The following is a 16,503-nucleotide window of genomic DNA, read 5'->3' as shown; positions in this document are numbered from 1 at the left end:
CCTGTGCCGGGCTCAGAAAGGTTTGAGTCATCCCAACTGCACGCACCATCCGGCCCCGCTCGTCCACTACAGACGGCTCCAGCGGCCTCCGGTCCCGCCGGTAAGTGCCCCGCGACCGGCGAGAAGCCACGGTATTAAAGGCCGGGCAGGGGTTCTCGAACTCTCTACGGAGGTCCACCCGAGAGCGGCCCCTGACTAGGCATGACGCCCGGTCGGGGGTCCTCCCTAGGATGGAGCCATGAGCCCCACGCCCGCACCAGTCACCGAGACGATCAGTTCCGGCCACAGCGTGGTGTGGTCGCGCCCGCCGGCGGAGCGCGCGGGCACGGACCTGGTGCTCGTACTCCACGGCTACGGCTCCAACGAGGTCCGCGCGGCGCGCCGCCACTTCCCGATGCTCCCGGAGCGGTGCACCGGCCTGGCGGTGCGCGGCGGCTTCGAGATCGACGAGACGGCGTCCGAAGGCCCGGGCGACCCCGGCGCGCACGGCTGGTTCCTGCTCGACCTGCTGCTGCAGTCCGACTTCGCCCAGGTGCTCGCCGCCGCCCACCGCGTGTTCGACGTGCTCTCCGCCGAGGAGGTCGTGGCGGCCGGCTTCCGCACGGTCTCGGTGCTCGGCTTCTCCCAGGGCATGGCCATGGCGACGACGGTCCTGCGTCTGCGCCCCGAGGCGTTCACCTGCGGTGTGGGCCTGAGCGGCTTCGCCGTCGACAACGAGCTGCTGGCCATGCTCGACTCCCCGGCCGAGGGACCGGGCCCGCGCCCGTTCTTCTGGGGCCGGGACGCCGAGGATCCCGTGATCCATCCGGACGCCGTCGCCCACACCCGCGCGTGGGCCGAGGAGCACACCCGCCTGACCGTGCGCACCTACCCCGGGATCTTGCACGGGACCGGCCCCGACGAGGTCCGTGACGTGCGCATCTTCCTCGAGCACTCCCTGCGCGCGGCGACGCCCGGGTCCTGACCGCGGGGGTCGCGCGCCGATACTGTGGCGCGCATGGCAAAGAACTCGACGATCGGCCGGTACGCGTCCGGGAAGGTGAAGGACTTCGGGCTGAAGTCGGCACTCGATGAGAACGGCGAGCCCACGGAGGGCTTCGAGAAGGCCCTCTCCACGGTGTTGGCGGTCCAGCGCCCCCTGGTCCTGAAGAACATCCAGCGCATGGCGGCGAAGCACCCGGGGGAGAGCCCGGAGCGTCTCGCCGAGCGGCTCGGGCAGCAGTACCTGACCACCGTCACGGGGGCCGGTGCCGCCGTGGGCGGCACCGCGATCGTCCCGGGCATCGGCACCGTGGCCGCGCTCGGCCTGTCCGGTGTCGCGGTCGCCGGCTTCATGGAGGCCACCGCCCTCTACGCGCAGTCCCTCGCCGAGCTGCACGGCATCACCACGCAGGACCCGCAGCGCGCCCAGGCCCTCGTCATGGGCCTCATGCTCGGCGACGACGCCAAGGAGCTGCTCCGCGAGGCCGCCGCCAAGGCCGGCCGTCCCTACGACCCGCAGTCCAGCCTCAACGCGCTCGCGGGCACCGCATCGGGCACCGGCATCAGCGCGTTCGTGGTGGATCGCCTCAAGAGGACGTTCATGCGCAAGATGCGCCTGCGGCAGGGTGCCGGCTTCGTGGGCCGCGCCGTGCCGTTCGGCGTGGGCGCCGTGATCGGCGGCGTGGGCAACCGCGCCATGGGCAAGGCCGTGATGGAGAACGCCGCGGAGCTCTTCAGCCCCCTGCCGATGGTGATCCCCGGCGAGATCCGCGAGGGCGCCGCACAGGGGCGCGCCGATGGCACCAAGGACGACGGCGGCGTCTTCGGTGCGATCCGTCGCGCCCTGCCCGGCGGCAAGGACGAGAAGGACAAGCCCGCCGCCTGACGGCCTCGTCCCCGCGCTTTCGAACGTGAGAGAGGCCCAATCTCACGTTCGAAAGCGCCCATTCGCCCCATTCCACGTTCGAAAGTGCGGGGCGGGAGCCGCGGCTCAGAGGAACAGCGTGGCCACCCCGTGGATCGCCAGGCCCGCGAGCGCGCCGACGACCGAGCCGTTGATGCGGATGAACTGCAGGTCCTTGCCCACGAACAGCTCGAGGGTGCGCGCGGTCTGCTCGCCGTCCCAGCGGGCGACCGTCTCCTCGATCACCCCGGTGAGCGCCGGGCCGTAGGAGCTCAGCGCATACGCCGCGGCGCGGCGGGCGTGGCCGTCCACGCGGTCGCGCAGCTCGGGGTCCTCCTGCAGGCGGGCGCCGAGGTCGCGCAGGGCGGCCACGAGCGCGCGATGCAGGTCGGAGGACGGGTCCTCGAGCGCGTCCAGGAGCGAGTCCCGCAGGGAGACCCAGGCCCGCCCGGCCCACGCACGCAGCCGTTCGTCCGCGAACAGGTTCCGCTTGAACCGCTCCACCGAGGCGCGGGTGGCCGGCTCGTTCCGCATCTCGTCGGCGAGGCGGTCGAGCCAGTCGTCGACGGCGCGGCGGGCCTCGTGCTCCCGGTCGCGGCGGATGCCGGCGAGATACTTGAGGGTCTCGGCGTGCAGTCGCTCGGCGAGGAGGCGGTCCACGAGGTCCGGGCTCCACTCGGGGGAGCGACGGCGCACCGTCTCGACGAACAGCTCGGGGTGGGCGGCCACCCAGTCCCCGGTGTGGGCGACCACGAGGTCCACCACGCGCTCGTGGTGCCGTCCGGCCACCACGTCCTCCAGCACGCCCGCGAGCGTGGGGGACCAGTCCGGGGCCACCATGTGGCGTTCCATCAGCTGGCGCAGCAGCTCCTGGACGGCGTCGTCGTCGGCCGCGGCCATGGCGCCCCGGGCCGCCGTCGCGATCTCCCGGGCGGTGCGGGCCGCGTTCTCCTCCCGGCGCAGCCAGCCGCCGGCGGCCTCGGCCACCTTCAGCCCGTCGACCTTCTCGTGGGCGACCTCCGAGTCCAGGAAGTTCTCCTGCACGAACTCGGTCAGCGCGGCGCCGAGCTGGTCCTTCTTCCGCGGGATCAGGGCGGTGTGCGGCACGGGCACCCCCATCGGGTGGCGGAACAGCGCCGTGACCGCGAACCAGTCCGCCAGCGCGCCGACCATGCCGCCCTCCGCGGCGGCGCGCACGTAGCCCCACACCGGGTGGGTGTCCTGCAACGGGAACGCGACCACGAACACCACGGCCAGCAGGATGAGCAGCCCCAGGGCGACGGCCTTCATGCGCCGCAGGCCCGCCGCGCGTTCGAGGGCGCCGGCGCTGAGCAGCTGCTGGGCGGGGTCGGGGGAGAGGGACACGGGAGGCTCCTGATCGCGCGCACCGAATGGTCCCCACCAGTTAACCAGCCGGGCACCCTGCGGTGACGTGGCCGGCACACGCGCTCCCTAGCCTGGCGGCGTGCCCGCCCTCGTGATCGCCCACCGCGGTGCCTCCGCCGCCTTCCCCGAGCACACCCGCGCCGCCATGCTCCACGCCCTCGCCGTGGGCGCGGACGGTCTCGAATGCGATGTCCAGCTCACGCGGGACCGCGAGGTCGTCTGCTGGCACGACCCCACCGTGGACCGCACCTCGGACGGGCACGGCGCCGTCGCGGACCACACGCTGGATCGTCTGCGCGGCCTCGACGTCGTCTCGTGGCACGCCCGGCGTCCGGGGGCCGAGCCCGCCACGACGACGGCGCCGCCCGCCGCGTACGGCGGCGCGGGGGAGCAGGTGCTCACCCTGGCCGACCTCCTGGCGATCGCGACGGCCGCGGACCGGCCGCTGCGCCTGGCCGTGGAGCTCAAGCACCCCTCCCCGTTCGGGCATGAGCTCGAGGAGCGGGTGCTGCGGGAGCTGCTGCGGGCCGGCTGGGACCCGGAGACCGGCCGGGTGGGTCAGGTGCAGGTGTCCCTCATGAGCTTCCATCCGGACGCGCTGCGCCACGTGGCGCCGCTGGCCGGCACGGACCCCCTCTGCCCCCTGATGGACCTCATGCCGACGGAGCTGCCGACCCGGTTCGCCCGGGGGCCGCTGAGCCGGGCGGCGGTGCGCGCGGCGGCGCGCCAGTCGCTGGCCGGGTCCGAGGCGCTCGTCTGGCGCGGCCGGGCCGGGCTGGCGGGGCCCTCCGTGGCCTACGTGCGGGAGCACCTGGCGGACGTGAAGGCGTGGCTGGCGGCGGGGCGACGCCTGCGGGTGTGGACCGTCGACGAGCGCGAGGACGCCGAGTTCCTCCTCGCCCAGGGGGTGCAGGAGCTCACCACCAACCGTCCGGAGGACGTGCTGCGCTGGGTCCGCGACCGGGCCGCCGCGCGTCGGGAGCGGATGCCCACCGGGGCCTGAGGGCGCCGCGCCGCACGCGCAGACGGGGCCGGCGTTGCGTCCCCGCCCGCGCTTGTGGCTATAGTCACGTCCAGGACCGTGCTCCAGGTCACACCCGACGGCGCGGTCCCCTCGCACCCGCGTCTCGGCTGAGACCTCTCCCGGAGGAGCCCCCATGGCCACCCGTCTGCGTCACCGACTCCTGTCCGCCGCCGCGCTCACCGCGGCCGGCGCCCTGCTCGTCACCGGCTGCGCCCAGAGCCAGCGCGACGGCGGCGGCTCCGGCGGCTCGGGCGGGGGCGACGCCGCCCAGGTGGACGGCTCGTTCATCTTCGCCGCGTCCTCGGACCCCAAGAGCCTCGATCCGGCGTTCGCGAGCGATGGCGAGACCTTCCGGGTCTCCCGCCAGATCTTCGAGGGCCTCGTGGGCACGAAGCCGGGCACCGCGGACCCCGCGCCGCTGCTGGCCGAGTCCTGGGAGTCCTCTGAGGACGGCCTCACGCACACCTTCACCCTGAAGGAGGGCGTGCGCTTCCACGACGGCGAGCCGTTCAACGGGGAGGCCGTGTGCGCCAACTTCGACCGCTGGTACAACTTCACGGGCATCCAGCAGTCGGAGACCCTCTCGTACTACTACGGCAAGCTGTTCCGCGGCTTCGCGGACAAGCCCGAGGACGCCGTCTACAAGGAGTGCGAGGCCACCGGCGAGCACGAGGCGAGGATCACGCTGGCGCAGCCGTTCGCGGGATTCATCCCCTCCCTGTCCCTGCCGGCCTTCGCCATGCAGTCGCCGAAGGCGCTCGAGGAGTACAAGGCGGACGAGGTGGGCGGCACCGCCGAGTCGCCGCAGCTGTCCGAGTACGCCCGGGCCCACCCCACCGGCACCGGCCCCTACAAGTTCGAGTCCTGGAGCGTGGGCGAGGACATCAAGCTCACCGCCAACGAGGACTACTGGGGCGAGGGCGGCGAGGTCACGGACATCACCTTCCGCGTGATCGACGACCCGGTGGCCCGCCGTCAGGCGCTCGAGGCCGGGGACATCGACGGCTATGACCTCGTGGCCCCCGCGGACACCGCGGCCCTGTCCGAGGCCGGCTTCAACGTGGTGGCCCGCGACCCGTTCACCATCCTCTACCTGGGCCTGAACCAGGAGAAGGAGGAGCTCCAGGACGTCCGGGTGCGCCAGGCGATCGCCCACGCGATCGACAAGGACGCCCTCATCGCGCAGACCCTCCCCGAGGGCACGGAGCCCGCCACCCAGTTCATCCCGAAGTCCGTGAACGGGTACAGCGAGGACGTCACCACGTACGAGCACGACCCCGCCAAGGCCAAGGCGCTGCTCGCCGAGGCCGGCTACCCGGACGGCTTCACGATCGACTTCAACTACCCCACGGGCGTCTCGCGCCCGTACATGCCGACCCCCGAGCAGGCGTTCTCCAACCTCTCGAGCCAGCTGGCCGAGGTGGGCATCACGGTGAACGCGAAGCCGGCCAAGTGGAGCCCGGACTACCTCGACCAGGTGCAGGGCTCCGCGGACCACGGCATCCACCTGCTCGGCTGGACCGGCGACTACAACGACACGGACAACTTCGTGGGCGTGTTCTTCGGCCAGGAGAAGCCCGAGTTCGGCTTCACCGACGAGGAGCTGTTCTCCGCCCTCGAGGAGGCCCGCCAGATCCCGACGCTCGAGGAGCAGACGCCGAAGTACCAGGAGATCAACGAGCAGATCTCCGAGATCGTCCCGGCGGTCCCGCTCGCCCACCCGGCCCCGTCGCTGGCCTTCGACAAGCGCGTGGCCTCCTACCCGGCGAGCCCGGTCAACGACGAGGTCTTCAACGAGATCGACCTGACCGAGTGAGCCCGGAGGGCCGGGGACGACCCGCCCCACCGGCGACGACGGCGCCGCGCCCCGGCGCCGTCGTCGCGGGCCCGCCCGCCACCGCCCGTCCCTCGCACCGACCGGCCCGGCCCCCGCGCCGGCATGGAGGCCCCTCGTGCTCAGACTCATCGGCAAGCGCCTGCTGCTGCTGATCCCCACCCTGTTCGGACTGTCCGTCCTGCTGTTCGTGTGGGTCCGCAGCCTGCCCGGCGGCCCCGCCACCGCCCTGCTCGGCGACCGCGCCACCCCCGAGGCCGTGGCCCGGGTGAACGCGGCGTACGGCTTCGACAAGCCCCTGCTCGAGCAGTACGTCACCTACATGGGGCGGCTGCTGCGCGGCGACTTCGGCACCTCGATCATGACGAATCGGTCCGTGGTCGAGGAGTTCGCGGACCGCTTCCCGGCCACGCTGGAGCTCTCGATCTTCGCGATCGTGTTCGCGGTGGTCATCGGCATCCCGCTCGGCTACTGGGCCGCCCGCCATGTGGGCCGGTGGCAGGACGACGTCGCCGTCGTGCTGTCCCTGATCGGCGTGGTGGTGCCCGTGTTCTTCCTGGCGTTCATCCTCAAGTGGGTGTTCGCGGTGAAGCTGGGCTGGCTGCCCACGGACGGCCGGCAGGACCCGCGGATCGACGCCACCCACTACACGAACTTCTACGTGTGGGACGGCATCATCACCGCCGAGTGGGACGCGGCCCTGAACGCGTTGACCCACCTGGTGCTGCCCGGCATCGCGCTGGGCACCATCCCGCTGGCGATCATCGCGCGCATCACCCGCGCCTCCGTGCTGGACGTGCAGGACGCGGACTTCGTGCGCACGGCCCGTGCCAAGGGCCTGGCCCCGCGCCTGATCCGGGACCGGTTCATCATGCGCAACGCCCTGCTGCCGGTGAGCACCACGCTCGGCCTGCAGCTGGGCCTGCTGATCTCCGGGGCGGTGCTCACCGAGACGGTGTTCGCGTTCAACGGGATCGGCCGGTTCCTCGCCCAGGCGATCTTCCAGCTCGACTTCCCGGTGCTGCAGGGCTTCATCATCTTCATCGCCCTGCTCTACTCGCTGATCAACCTGGTCGTGGACGTCTCCTACGGCCTCATCGACCCGAGGGTGCGTGTCTCATGAGCGTGAACCTGCCCCCCAGCCCCGGCGGCGGACCCACCGAGCACGCCGTCGACCACGCGCTGGCGCCCGTCGAGGCCGGGGCCACCCAGGCGACCACCGAGGCCGCCGCGGACGCACGCGGCACCTCCGTGTGGGGCGCCGCGTTCCAGCGGCTGCGCCGCAACCCGGCGGCGATCGCCGGCGCCGTGATCGTGCTGCTCTTCGTGCTCGTGGCCGTCCTCGCCCCGGTGCTGGCCCCGTACGCGGGCACGGCCACGCCCGGCATGCGCGAGATCCGCCCCACCCACGTGCCCGGCCCCGGCGAGGTGGCCGGCTACCCGCTGGGCCTGGACCGCTTCGGCGGGGACGTGCTCTCCAAGCTGATCTGGGGCGCGCAGGCCTCGCTGCTCATCGGCGTCATCTCGACGGCGTTCGGCCTGGTCGGTGGCATGCTGCTCGGCCTGCTGGCCGGCACGTTCGGCGGTTGGGTGGACTCCGTGGTGATGCGCGTGGTGGACATCCTGCTCTCGGTGCCGAATCTGCTGCTGGCGGTGTCCATCGCGGCGATCCTCGGGCAGACCCCGTTCGCGGTGATGATCGCGATCGGGGTGGCGCAGGTGCCCGTGTTCGCGCGGCTGCTTCGGTCCTCGATGCTCACGCAGAAGGGGTCGGACTACGTGCTCGCGGCGCAGACCCTCGGCCTCTCGCGCGGGCGGATCACGATGTCCCATGTGCTGCCGAACTCGCTGGGCCCCGTGATCGTGCAGGCCACGCTCACCCTGGCCACGGCCGTGATCGACGCGGCCGCCCTGTCCTTCCTCGGCCTCGGCGGCGGCCGCCCCGAGACCGCCGAGTGGGGCCGCATGCTCACCTACGCGCAGGCCGAGCTGGGCATCAACCCGTGGCTCGCGTTCCTGCCCGGCCTGTGCATCGCCATCACCGCGCTCGGCTTCACCCTGCTGGGCGAGTCCCTGCGCGAGGCCCTCGACCCGACCTCCCGGAGGCGCTGACCATGGACCCCAAGCACGACGACGGCGCGCCCGGCCCCGGCGCGGCGCCCGCGGTCCCCGCGGCCGGCGCCCCGCTGCTGGAGATCCGTGACCTGGACGTGGAGTTCACCACCCAGCAGGGCACCGTGCAGGCCGTGGAGGGCGCGTCCCTCACGCTCCCGGCCGGGGGCACGCTGGCGATCGTGGGCGAGTCCGGCTCGGGCAAGTCCACCACCGCGATGGCCGCGATCGGCCTGCTGCCCGGCAACGGCCGGGTCACGGCAGGCTCCGTCCGCTTCGCGGGCGAGGAGCTCGTGGGCCTGCCGGAGTCGCGGATGCGCGGCATCCGCGGCCGCCGGATCGGGCTGGTGCCGCAGGACCCGATGTCCAACCTCAACCCCGTGACCCGGGTGGGGCAGCAGATCGGGGAGACCCTGCTGACCCACGGCATGGCGACGAAGAAGGACGTGGGGGCCGCCGTCGTCGAGGTGATGGAGCGCGCCGGCATCCCCGAGCCCGCGCGGCGGGCCAAGCAGTATCCGCACGAGCTCTCGGGCGGCCTGCGTCAGCGCGTGCTGATCGCCATCGGCCTGGCGTGCCGGCCGCAGCTGCTGATCGCGGACGAGCCGACCTCCGCCCTGGACGTGACGGTGCAGCAGGTGATCCTGGACCAGATCGACGAGATGACCCGCGAGCTCGGCAGTTCCGTGCTGCTGATCACCCATGACCTCGGCCTCGCCGCCGAGCGGGCGCAGCAGCTCGTGGTGATGCACCGCGGACGCGTGGTGGAGTCCGGCGACGCGCGGGCCATCCTCGAGGACCCGCAGCACGCCTACACCCGCTCGCTCGTGGCGGCCGCGCCGTCGGTGGCGGCGGCCCGCCTGCTGCCCGAGGCCTTCGATCCCGCCCCGGCCGACCTGGCCGAGGACGACACCGCGGCTCTGACCACGGTGGCCCTGGCGAAGCAGGACCTCACCCCGCTGGTGGAGATCCGCGACCTCACGAAGGTCTACCCCGTGCGCGGGCACGAGGACTTCACCGCCGCGAAGGACGTCTCCCTGAAGATCCCGCGCGGCAAGACCGTCTCGATCGTCGGCGAGTCCGGCTCCGGCAAGACGACGACGGCGCGCATGCTGCTCAAGCTGATCGAGCCGACCTCGGGCGAGATCAGCTTCGAGGGCAAGGACGTGCTGGCGCTGAAGGGGGAGGGGCTCAAGGACTTCCGGCAGCGTGTGCAGGCCGTGTTCCAGGACCCCTTCTCCTCGCTCAACCCCTCGTTCACGGTGGGCCGGATCATCGAGGAGCCGCTGCAGACGTACCGGCGGGGCAACGCCAGGCAGCGGCGGGCGCGCGTGCTCGAGCTCATGGACCAGGTCGCCCTGCCCTCCCACTTCCATCGCCGGTACCCGGCCGAGCTCTCGGGCGGACAGCGCCAGCGCGTGGCGATCGCCCGCGCGCTCGCGCTGAACCCCGAGCTGATCGTGTGCGACGAGCCGGTCTCCGCACTGGACGTGCTCGTGCAGGACCAGATCCTCACGCTGCTGCGCCGCCTGCAGGACGAGCTGGGGCTGAGCTACCTGTTCATCTCGCACGACCTGGCGGTGGTGCGGCTCATCTCCGACTACGTGTGCGTCATGAAGGACGGCCAGGTGGTGGAGGCGGCCAGCTCCGAGGAGGTCTTCACCAACCCCCGGCACCCGTACACGCGGCGACTGCTCGCCTCGATCCCGGGCAACGAGCTGGGCATCGCCGTGGAGGCGGACGGGACGCACGTGTGAAGCACCGCGGAAGGATGTGAGCGGCGTCGCTTCCATGCGTGATACTTGTTGCGCCACTCGCATCACTCGCATCCCCGATCGCAGGAGCATCCCATGGCCCACGCCGTCGACCCCGGGCGCCCCGTGCACAACCCGGACATCGTCGGGTTCACCGACGCCGAACTGAACGAGACGCCGATCCGCCCGCGCTGGAACTCCCTCGGCCCGGGCATCGTCGCCGCGGCCACGGGCGTGGGCGCGGCGGACCTGGTGGCCACCCTGACCGCCGGCTCCCGCTACGGCTACATGCTGCTGTGGGCCGTGGTGCTGGGCGTGATCTTCAAGATCGTGCTCGTGGAGGGCGTGGGCCGCTACTACCTCTCCACCGGCAAGACGATCTTCCAGGGCTGGCGCACCCTCGGGGCCTGGACGTCCTGGTACTTCGGCCCGTACATCCTCATCTGGGGCATCGTGTACGGGGCGACGGCGATGTCCTCCACCGCCCTGCCGCTCGCGGCGCTGTTCCCCGGGGTGGACAGCAAGGTGTTCGCGATCGCCGCGGGCCTGATCGGCCTGGGGCTGGTCTGGCTGGACAGGTACCGCCTCATCGAGTGGCTCATGACGGTGCTGATCGGCGTCATGTTCGTGACCGTGCTGCTCTCCGCGGCGCTGACGGCCCCGAACCTGGGCGCGATCCTGGCCGGTCTCGTGCCGCAGCTGCCCTCCGGCGACCCGGACGTCATGTTCTACGTGCTCGGCCTCGCAGGCGGCGTCGGCGGCACCATCACGCTCGCCGCCTACGGCTACTGGCTGCGCGAGAAGGGCTGGAACGTCCCGAAGTACCTGAAGGTCATGCGGTTCGACAACGCGACCTCGTACATCCTCACGGGCATCTTCGTGATCGCCACCATGATCATGGGCGTCGAGCTGCTGCACTCGGCGGGGCTGGCGATCTCCTCGGGCGACAAGGGCCTGCTCGACGTCGGCGACGTGCTGGCCGAGCGCTACGGCTCGGCGTGGTCCACGGTGTTCCTCGTCGGATTCTTCGCCGCGTCCTTCTCCTCCCTGCTGGGCGTGTGGCACGGCGTCTCGCTGATGTTCGCGGACTTCTGGACGAACTTCCGCCGGCCCGCCGAGGAGCTGGACCAGGACGACGCGCCGTCGCTGTCCTCGAAGCCCGGCCGCTTCTTCCTGCTGTGGCTGACCCTGCCGCCCATGGCGCTGCTGTTCCTGGACCGGCCGATCTTCCTGATCCTGCTCTACGGCACGCTCGGCGCCCTGTTCATGCCGTTCCTGGCCGTGACCCTGCTGTTCCTCAACAACACGAAGGACGTGCCGCGGCAGTTCCGCAACGGCTGGGTCCGCAACACCCTGCTGGGCCTGACCGCGGCCGTGTTCGTGGCGATCGGCGTGAACGAGCTGATCAAGGCCCTGCAGCCGGTGCTCGGGGGGTGAGCCGGCGGCGGGAGCGAGGCACACTGGTGCCATGATCGTCGCCTTCTCCGTCGCCCCCTCCGGCCAACCTGCCGACGCCGAGCACCTGCCCGGTGACGCGGACACCGCGTCCGTGCACCGGGCGGTCGCGGCCGCCGTCGCCGTGGTGCGCGCCTCCGGCCTGCCGCACCGCACCTCCTCGATGTTCACCGAGATCGAGGGGGACTGGGACGAGGTGATGGAGGTCGTGCGTGCCGCCGTGGACGCCGTGTCCCCGTACGGCTCCCGCGTCTCGCTCGTGCTGAAGGCGGACATCCGCCCCGGCCACACCGACGAGCTGGACGGCAAGCTCGAGCGCCTCGAGTCGGCCCTCGCCGAGGATGAGGAACGGCGCGCCGCCCCGGCCCCGCGCGACGGCGACGCCGGGTGACCCCCCTCCCCGCTGCCCCCGGACGCTTTCGTTCGGGAAACGGCGGCGTGTCGAGGCGCTTTCGTTCGAGGAATGGCCGCCGCGCCGGCGGCCCGGAGGAGCAGCCCGTGCCTGAGCCCGTGACCGTGCGCCCCGCCGCCCCCGGGGACGTCGAGGCGCTGCTGCGCGTCAAGGCGCGGTCGTGGCGGGAGGCCTACGGCGCGCTCCTGCCGTCCGCCTACCTGGACGCGATCGAGGCCCGGATCCCGGAGGACGTGCCCGCGTGGACCGCGCTGATCGGATCGGACCGGGACCTCTGGGTCGCCGACGACGGCGGCCGGCTGCTCGGCGTGGCGCTCGCGGGCCCGCGTCGCTCGGCGGCGGAGACGGGCCGGACGGGTGCGGACGACGCGCCCGCGTCGCCCGCCGACCTGCCCGATGTGGAGCTCATGGTGCTCTACGTCCTGGCCGAGGCGTACGGCACCGGTGTGGGAGCGCGCCTGCTGGACGCCGTCGTGGGGGACCGCCCCGCGCTGCTGCGCGTCCTCGCCGAGAATCCGCGGGCCGTCGCGTTCTACGTCAAGCACGGCTTCGCGGCCGTGGGGGCGCCGGAGCCGATGACCGGCCCGTGGGCCGGCCTGCACGAGCAGCTGATGGTGCGCCGCCTCCCGCACGACGGCGGTGCGGCGTGAGTCGCCGGTCGTCGGCGCGCCGGGGCCGGGCCGCGGGCGGATCCGCCGGCCCCTCCGGGATCGAGCCGGGCGTCCACGCGATCACCCACGGCACCGCCGAGATCCGCGAGGACGCCTTCGAGCCGGGCGCGTTCATCCTCTACGTCAACGGCGTCGAGTCCTCGCCGCTGGACCCCGAGCGCCCCGAGCGCATGGCCTTCGAGTACATGCGCTGGGCCGCCGCAGCCGTCCGGGCGCACTGGCCGGAGCCCACACCGCTGCGTGCCCTGCACCTGGGCGGCGCGGGCTGCGCGCTCGCCCGCTGGGTGGACCACGCGTACCCGGGCTCCCACCAGACCGCGGTGGAGATCGACGTCGGCCTGGCCGCCCTCGCCCGCGAGCGCTTCGGCCTGCCCCGCGCCCCGGCCCTGCGCATCCGCGTGGCCGACGCCGCCGAGGTCCTGGCCACGGCCCACCCGGCCAGCCGCGACCTGATCATCCGCGACGTCTTCGCCCCGGACCCCACGGACCTGACCGGCGCCCGCCACATCACCCCGCCGGGCCTCACCGGCCTGGACGCGGCCCACGCCGCCGCGCGGGTCCTCGCCCCGGGCGGGCTGTACGTGCTCAACGTGGGCGGCGGGCCGGACCTGACGTCGGTGCGGGCGGACGTGGCCGCCGTCGTCGCCGCGTTCGAGCACGTCGAGGTGATCGCGGATCCGCCCATGCTCAAGGGGCGGCGCCGCGGCAACGTCATCGTGGCGGCCTCGGACACCCCCGTGGCCCGCCCCGCCGTGGACGCCCCGCCCGGCGCCGACCCCCGCGACCGCCTGGCCCGCGCCCTGCGCATGGACGCCTTCCCGGCCCGGCTCGCGGAGGATCCACGCGGCTTCCCCGCGGGTGCCGCGCCCGGGATCACGGGACTCGTCCCGGGCCCCGAGGTGTAGACTGGAGGCACTCGGCCGGGTCCGCCCGGGGCCCGTCGAGTCTGACTCGAGGAGGTCGCCATGTCCGCCCAGACCCAGCCCGCCGCCCCCCGCCGCGAGGATGCACCGCTCGGCGTCCTGGTGGGTGTGGACGGCTCCGACCAGTCCGTCTCCGCCGCCCGCTGGGCCCAGCGCGAGGCCGGCCTGCGCGGCGAGCCGCTGACCCTCGTCACCGCCTACTCGATCCCCGCGTACTGGGGCTACGGCGCGGACGCCGGCGGCGCCGTCCTGGACGACTCCCGCCTCCGCGAGGGCGTGCAGGCGCTCCTGGAGGAGGTCGCCGGCAAGCTCGACGCCGACGGGGTGCGTCCGGAGCTGCGCGTGGAGATCGGTGACGCGGCCGGCGTCCTCGTGGAGCTCTCCGCCGAGGCCTCCCTGCTCGTCTCGGGCGCGCGCGGCCGCGGCGGCTTCATGGGCCGTCTGCTCGGCTCGGTGGCCGCCGCGCTGCCCGGCCATGCGCACTGCCCCGTCGCCCTCATCCCCGCCGGGGTCGAGGCCAGCCGCGCGGGGGACAGGACCGCCGTCGTGGTGGGCGTCGACGGTTCCGAGCAGGGCCGTGCCGCCGCTCTCGAGGCCGCCGAGGAGGCCCGCCTCCGCCAGGCGCCGCTGAAGCTCGTGTGCGCCGTCCCGCCCCTGGGCGCGAACGCCGCGTGGCTGGCCGTCAGCCTGGACGAGGAGGCCCGCGAGCGGGAGCTGCGCGAGCGCCTCGACGCCGGCGCCGCGTGGATCGGCTCCGAGTTCCCCGGCCTCGAGGTCCTCACCGAGCTCGTGGACGGCACCCCCGTGGACGTGATGGTGGACCAGACCGCCACCGCCCGCCTCACCGTGGTGGGCACGCGCGGTCTGGGCGGCTTCGCCGGTGCGATCGTCGGCTCCACGAGCCGCGGAGTCGCGGACCACGCGAAGGGCCCGGTGCTCGTCGTCCCGTTCCGCGAGGACGTCCGCCTCGGCCGCCGCGCCTCGTTCGGCCCGGTCCAGGACCAGCCGGAGTCCTGACCGGCGCTCAGCCCCAGCCGAGCTCGTGGAGGCGCTCCTCGGAGATGCCGAAGAAATGCCCCACCTCGTGCATGACGGTGACGGTGATCTCGTCCTCGAGCTCGGCGCGGGAGGTGCAGTGGCGGGTGAGCGGGCCGCGGAACACCACGATCCGGTCCGGCATCTGCCACGCGAGCTCGGCGCGCTCGGTCAGCGGCACGCCCTCGTAGAGGCCGAACAGCTCGGTGGCCGGGTCCTCCCAGCGCTGCGGCTCGTACTCGTCCTCCACCACCACGACGACGTTCGTCAGCAGCCGGGCCAGCTCGTCCGGGATGCGGGTGAGGGCCGCGGAGACGGCGTCGTCGAACTCCTGCTCGCTCATCCACGTGGCGGCGGGCTGCTCGGGCGACGGGCGGTGGTCCACGGCGGCTCCTGGGGGTGCGGGGCTCCGCGGTGCGGAGGGCGGCCGGCCGGCGGCCGGACTTGCCGGAGGGTGTGCGGCCACCATAGACTCCCAGGGTCCACCTCGGGAATCTCGACATCGGACCTGCCCCTATCGTCTAGAGGCCTAGGACACCGCCCTTTCACGGCGGCGACACGGGTTCGAATCCCGTTGGGGGTACGCAGAACGGCCGCCCTCGGCGGCCGGAACGGCACGTGGAGCGTGGATTTGCACGACGCTCGGAGGCTCTGCTAGAGTTTCCACTCGTTGCGAAAGCGGCGAGAACAACAGAACATGGCCCTGTAGCGCAGTTGGTTAGCGCGCCGCCCTGTCACGGCGGAGGTCGCGGGTTCAAGTCCCGTCAGGGTCGCTCGGATCGTCCGATCACCGGCATTCGGAAACGGAGTCCGGTGACGCATGGTCCTGGTGACGAAGGTCGCCGGGCTCTGTAGCTCAGTTGGTAGAGCGTACGACTGAAAATCGTAAGGTCACCGGATCGACGCCGGTCGGAGCCACCACTTCGAGAAGGCCCCCCGCAGACGCGGGGGGCCTTCGTCGTCCGGGGCGACGGGCCGCTGACAGGCGGCGACGCGGTGGGCACACTGGGTCGATGCCCGATTCCCCCTCCGCCCGCGCGACCGGCGGCGAGACCGCGCTCGTGGTGATCGACGTCCAGCACAGCTACTTCGAGCATCCCGCGCTGGCCGCCCATCAGTCCGAGCTGACGGCGGCGGTCGTGGAACTGCTCCGGGCCGCGCACGAGGCCGGCCGTCCCGTCTTCCTGGTGCGGACCGAGCACGCGCGGGACCGCTCCACGTGGACGTTGAACATGCTGGCCGACGACGAGGGCTTCGCCTTCCCGGGCACCCGGCAGGCCGCTCTGCTCGACGGGGTCGCGGCGGCCGCCCCGGACGCCGTCGAGGTCGTGAAGACCCGGGACTCCGCCTTCCACGGCACAGGACTGGCGGCCGAGCTGCGGGGCCGCGGGGTGGATCGGCTCCTGCTGTGCGGCGTCTCCACCCACAGCTGCATCGCCGAGACCGCCACGGCCGCGTTCGCCCTCGACTTCCACGCCGCGATCGCGACGGACGCGATCGCCTCCGAGGAGCCGGCGCTGGCCGCGGCGATGCTCGACTTCCTCCGCGACGAGATGCGTCAGCCGCTCCTCGGGCAGGACGAGGCACTCACCCTCCTGCGCACCGGCCTCGTCCCCGACCGGGGCTGAGGGGCGTTCACAGGATCTCGACGTCGCCCTCGTCCGCACGCGTGCGGTCCTGGGCGTCCTCCTCGATGTGCATGGCGGCGGACTCCGCATTGCGCAGGGAGTCCGGGGCACGTCCCTCCCCGGCCCGGTGCTGCGGGTCGTCCGAGCCGCCGCGCACGGGCTGGCCGTCGCGGCCGTCCTCCGGCTCGGGGTCGCCGGCGGCGTTGGGATCGGCGAGCAGGTCCGTCTCGAGCTCTCGTTCGTCCTCGCGGTCCTCGAAGGGGACGTCGGTCATGGTGCGGGTCCTTCCTCTCACGGGCGGGCCCGTCCGGCGCCGCCGTCGTCGTGGTGCCCCACACCCTAGTGAGGCCGCCCACGCCTCACCAGGGGGCGCCCGCGCCGGGG

General features: G+C 73.1%; 16 protein-coding genes and 3 tRNA genes. 16 read left to right on the top strand and 3 right to left on the bottom strand.

Annotated elements, in window-relative coordinates; all coding sequences use genetic code 11:
- Positions 1-238: 238 nt before the first annotated feature.
- Entirely contained in the window at positions 239-964 is a 726-nt protein-coding gene (locus ACTSKS_RS05525; RefSeq protein ID WP_256835924.1) for an alpha/beta hydrolase, read from the top strand.
- A gap of 33 nt (positions 965-997) precedes the next feature.
- Positions 998-1,867, top strand: coding sequence for a hypothetical protein (locus ACTSKS_RS05520; protein WP_010079630.1), 870 nt, complete (start codon positions 998-1,000; stop codon positions 1,865-1,867).
- Between the two features lie 105 nt (positions 1,868-1,972).
- Here the strand turns inward: ACTSKS_RS05520 and ACTSKS_RS05515 are convergent, their stop codons facing one another.
- Positions 1,973-3,250: a DUF445 domain-containing protein gene (locus ACTSKS_RS05515; RefSeq protein WP_065572808.1), complete on the bottom strand. Its 1,278-nt coding sequence runs from the start codon at positions 3,248-3,250 to the stop codon at positions 1,973-1,975.
- 100 nt (positions 3,251-3,350) lie between these two features.
- Between ACTSKS_RS05515 and ACTSKS_RS05510 the strand changes: the two genes are divergently transcribed.
- From ACTSKS_RS05510 to ACTSKS_RS05465, 10 genes are all read left to right on the top strand, one after another.
- A complete protein-coding gene (locus ACTSKS_RS05510) occupies positions 3,351-4,274 on the top strand; it encodes a glycerophosphodiester phosphodiesterase (protein WP_002856111.1) in 924 nt (307 codons plus the stop codon).
- Positions 4,275-4,428: 154 nt separating this feature from the next.
- Positions 4,429-6,111: an ABC transporter substrate-binding protein gene (locus ACTSKS_RS05505; protein ID WP_256835927.1), complete on the top strand. Its 1,683-nt coding sequence runs from the start codon at positions 4,429-4,431 to the stop codon at positions 6,109-6,111.
- 136 nt (positions 6,112-6,247) lie between these two features.
- On the top strand, positions 6,248-7,252 hold the full coding sequence (locus ACTSKS_RS05500) for an ABC transporter permease (RefSeq protein ID WP_002856116.1): 1,005 nt from the start codon (positions 6,248-6,250) through the stop codon (positions 7,250-7,252).
- A complete protein-coding gene (locus tag ACTSKS_RS05495; protein ID WP_049158139.1) occupies positions 7,249-8,241 on the top strand; it encodes an ABC transporter permease in 993 nt (330 codons plus the stop codon). The genes ACTSKS_RS05500 and ACTSKS_RS05495 overlap by 4 nt, the downstream gene beginning before the upstream one ends.
- Positions 8,242-8,243: 2 nt before the next feature.
- Positions 8,244-9,998 carry a dipeptide ABC transporter ATP-binding protein gene (locus ACTSKS_RS05490; RefSeq protein ID WP_256835928.1) on the top strand — a complete coding sequence of 585 codons (1,755 nt, stop codon included), beginning with the start codon at positions 8,244-8,246 and terminating at the stop codon, positions 9,996-9,998.
- Between the two features lie 93 nt (positions 9,999-10,091).
- Entirely contained in the window at positions 10,092-11,432 is a 1,341-nt protein-coding gene (locus tag ACTSKS_RS05485; protein ID WP_060774560.1) for an Nramp family divalent metal transporter, read from the top strand.
- 31 nt (positions 11,433-11,463) lie between these two features.
- Positions 11,464-11,841 carry a thiamine-binding protein gene (locus ACTSKS_RS05480; RefSeq protein WP_256835929.1) on the top strand — a complete coding sequence of 126 codons (378 nt, stop codon included), beginning with the start codon at positions 11,464-11,466 and terminating at the stop codon, positions 11,839-11,841.
- A 107-nt stretch (positions 11,842-11,948) separates the two neighbouring features.
- Entirely contained in the window at positions 11,949-12,512 is a 564-nt protein-coding gene (locus tag ACTSKS_RS05475) for a GNAT family N-acetyltransferase (protein WP_144825051.1), read from the top strand.
- Entirely contained in the window at positions 12,509-13,438 is a 930-nt protein-coding gene (locus ACTSKS_RS05470; RefSeq protein ID WP_256835931.1) for a spermidine synthase, read from the top strand. Before ACTSKS_RS05475 ends, ACTSKS_RS05470 begins: the two co-directional genes overlap by 4 nt.
- 60 nt (positions 13,439-13,498) lie before the next feature.
- Positions 13,499-14,473, top strand: coding sequence for a universal stress protein (locus tag ACTSKS_RS05465; RefSeq protein ID WP_135019635.1), 975 nt, complete (start codon positions 13,499-13,501; stop codon positions 14,471-14,473).
- Positions 14,474-14,480: 7 nt separating this feature from the next.
- Here the strand turns inward: ACTSKS_RS05465 and ACTSKS_RS05460 are convergent, their stop codons facing one another.
- Entirely contained in the window at positions 14,481-14,876 is a 396-nt protein-coding gene (locus ACTSKS_RS05460) for a metallopeptidase family protein (RefSeq protein ID WP_095353590.1), read from the bottom strand.
- Positions 14,877-15,001: 125 nt separating this feature from the next.
- Here ACTSKS_RS05460 and ACTSKS_RS05455 point away from each other — a divergent pair.
- The 4 genes from ACTSKS_RS05455 (at position 15,002) to ACTSKS_RS05440 (ending at position 16,119) form a co-directional block, all read left to right on the top strand.
- Positions 15,002-15,074: transfer RNA gene (locus ACTSKS_RS05455), tRNA-Glu, on the top strand.
- Positions 15,075-15,190: 116 nt separating this feature from the next.
- Positions 15,191-15,264: transfer RNA gene (locus tag ACTSKS_RS05450), tRNA-Asp, on the top strand.
- Positions 15,265-15,336: 72 nt separating this feature from the next.
- Positions 15,337-15,412: transfer RNA gene (locus ACTSKS_RS05445), tRNA-Phe, on the top strand.
- 92 nt (positions 15,413-15,504) lie between these two features.
- Positions 15,505-16,119: a cysteine hydrolase family protein gene (locus ACTSKS_RS05440; RefSeq protein WP_069941069.1), complete on the top strand. Its 615-nt coding sequence runs from the start codon at positions 15,505-15,507 to the stop codon at positions 16,117-16,119.
- Positions 16,120-16,126: 7 nt separating this feature from the next.
- Here the strand turns inward: ACTSKS_RS05440 and ACTSKS_RS05435 are convergent, their stop codons facing one another.
- The gene (locus tag ACTSKS_RS05435; protein ID WP_041103606.1) at positions 16,127-16,393 is read right to left on the bottom strand and encodes a hypothetical protein; all 267 of its coding nucleotides are present in this window, start codon (positions 16,391-16,393) and stop codon (positions 16,127-16,129) included.
- Positions 16,394-16,503: the final 110 nt, after the last annotated feature.

Origin of the sequence: Micrococcus sp. TCR-5, from assembly GCF_052220525.1 — a bacterium.
Taxonomy (GTDB): Bacteria; Actinomycetota; Actinomycetes; order Actinomycetales; family Micrococcaceae; genus Micrococcus; species Micrococcus luteus.
This window is presented reverse-complemented; position numbering and strand designations above follow the sequence as displayed.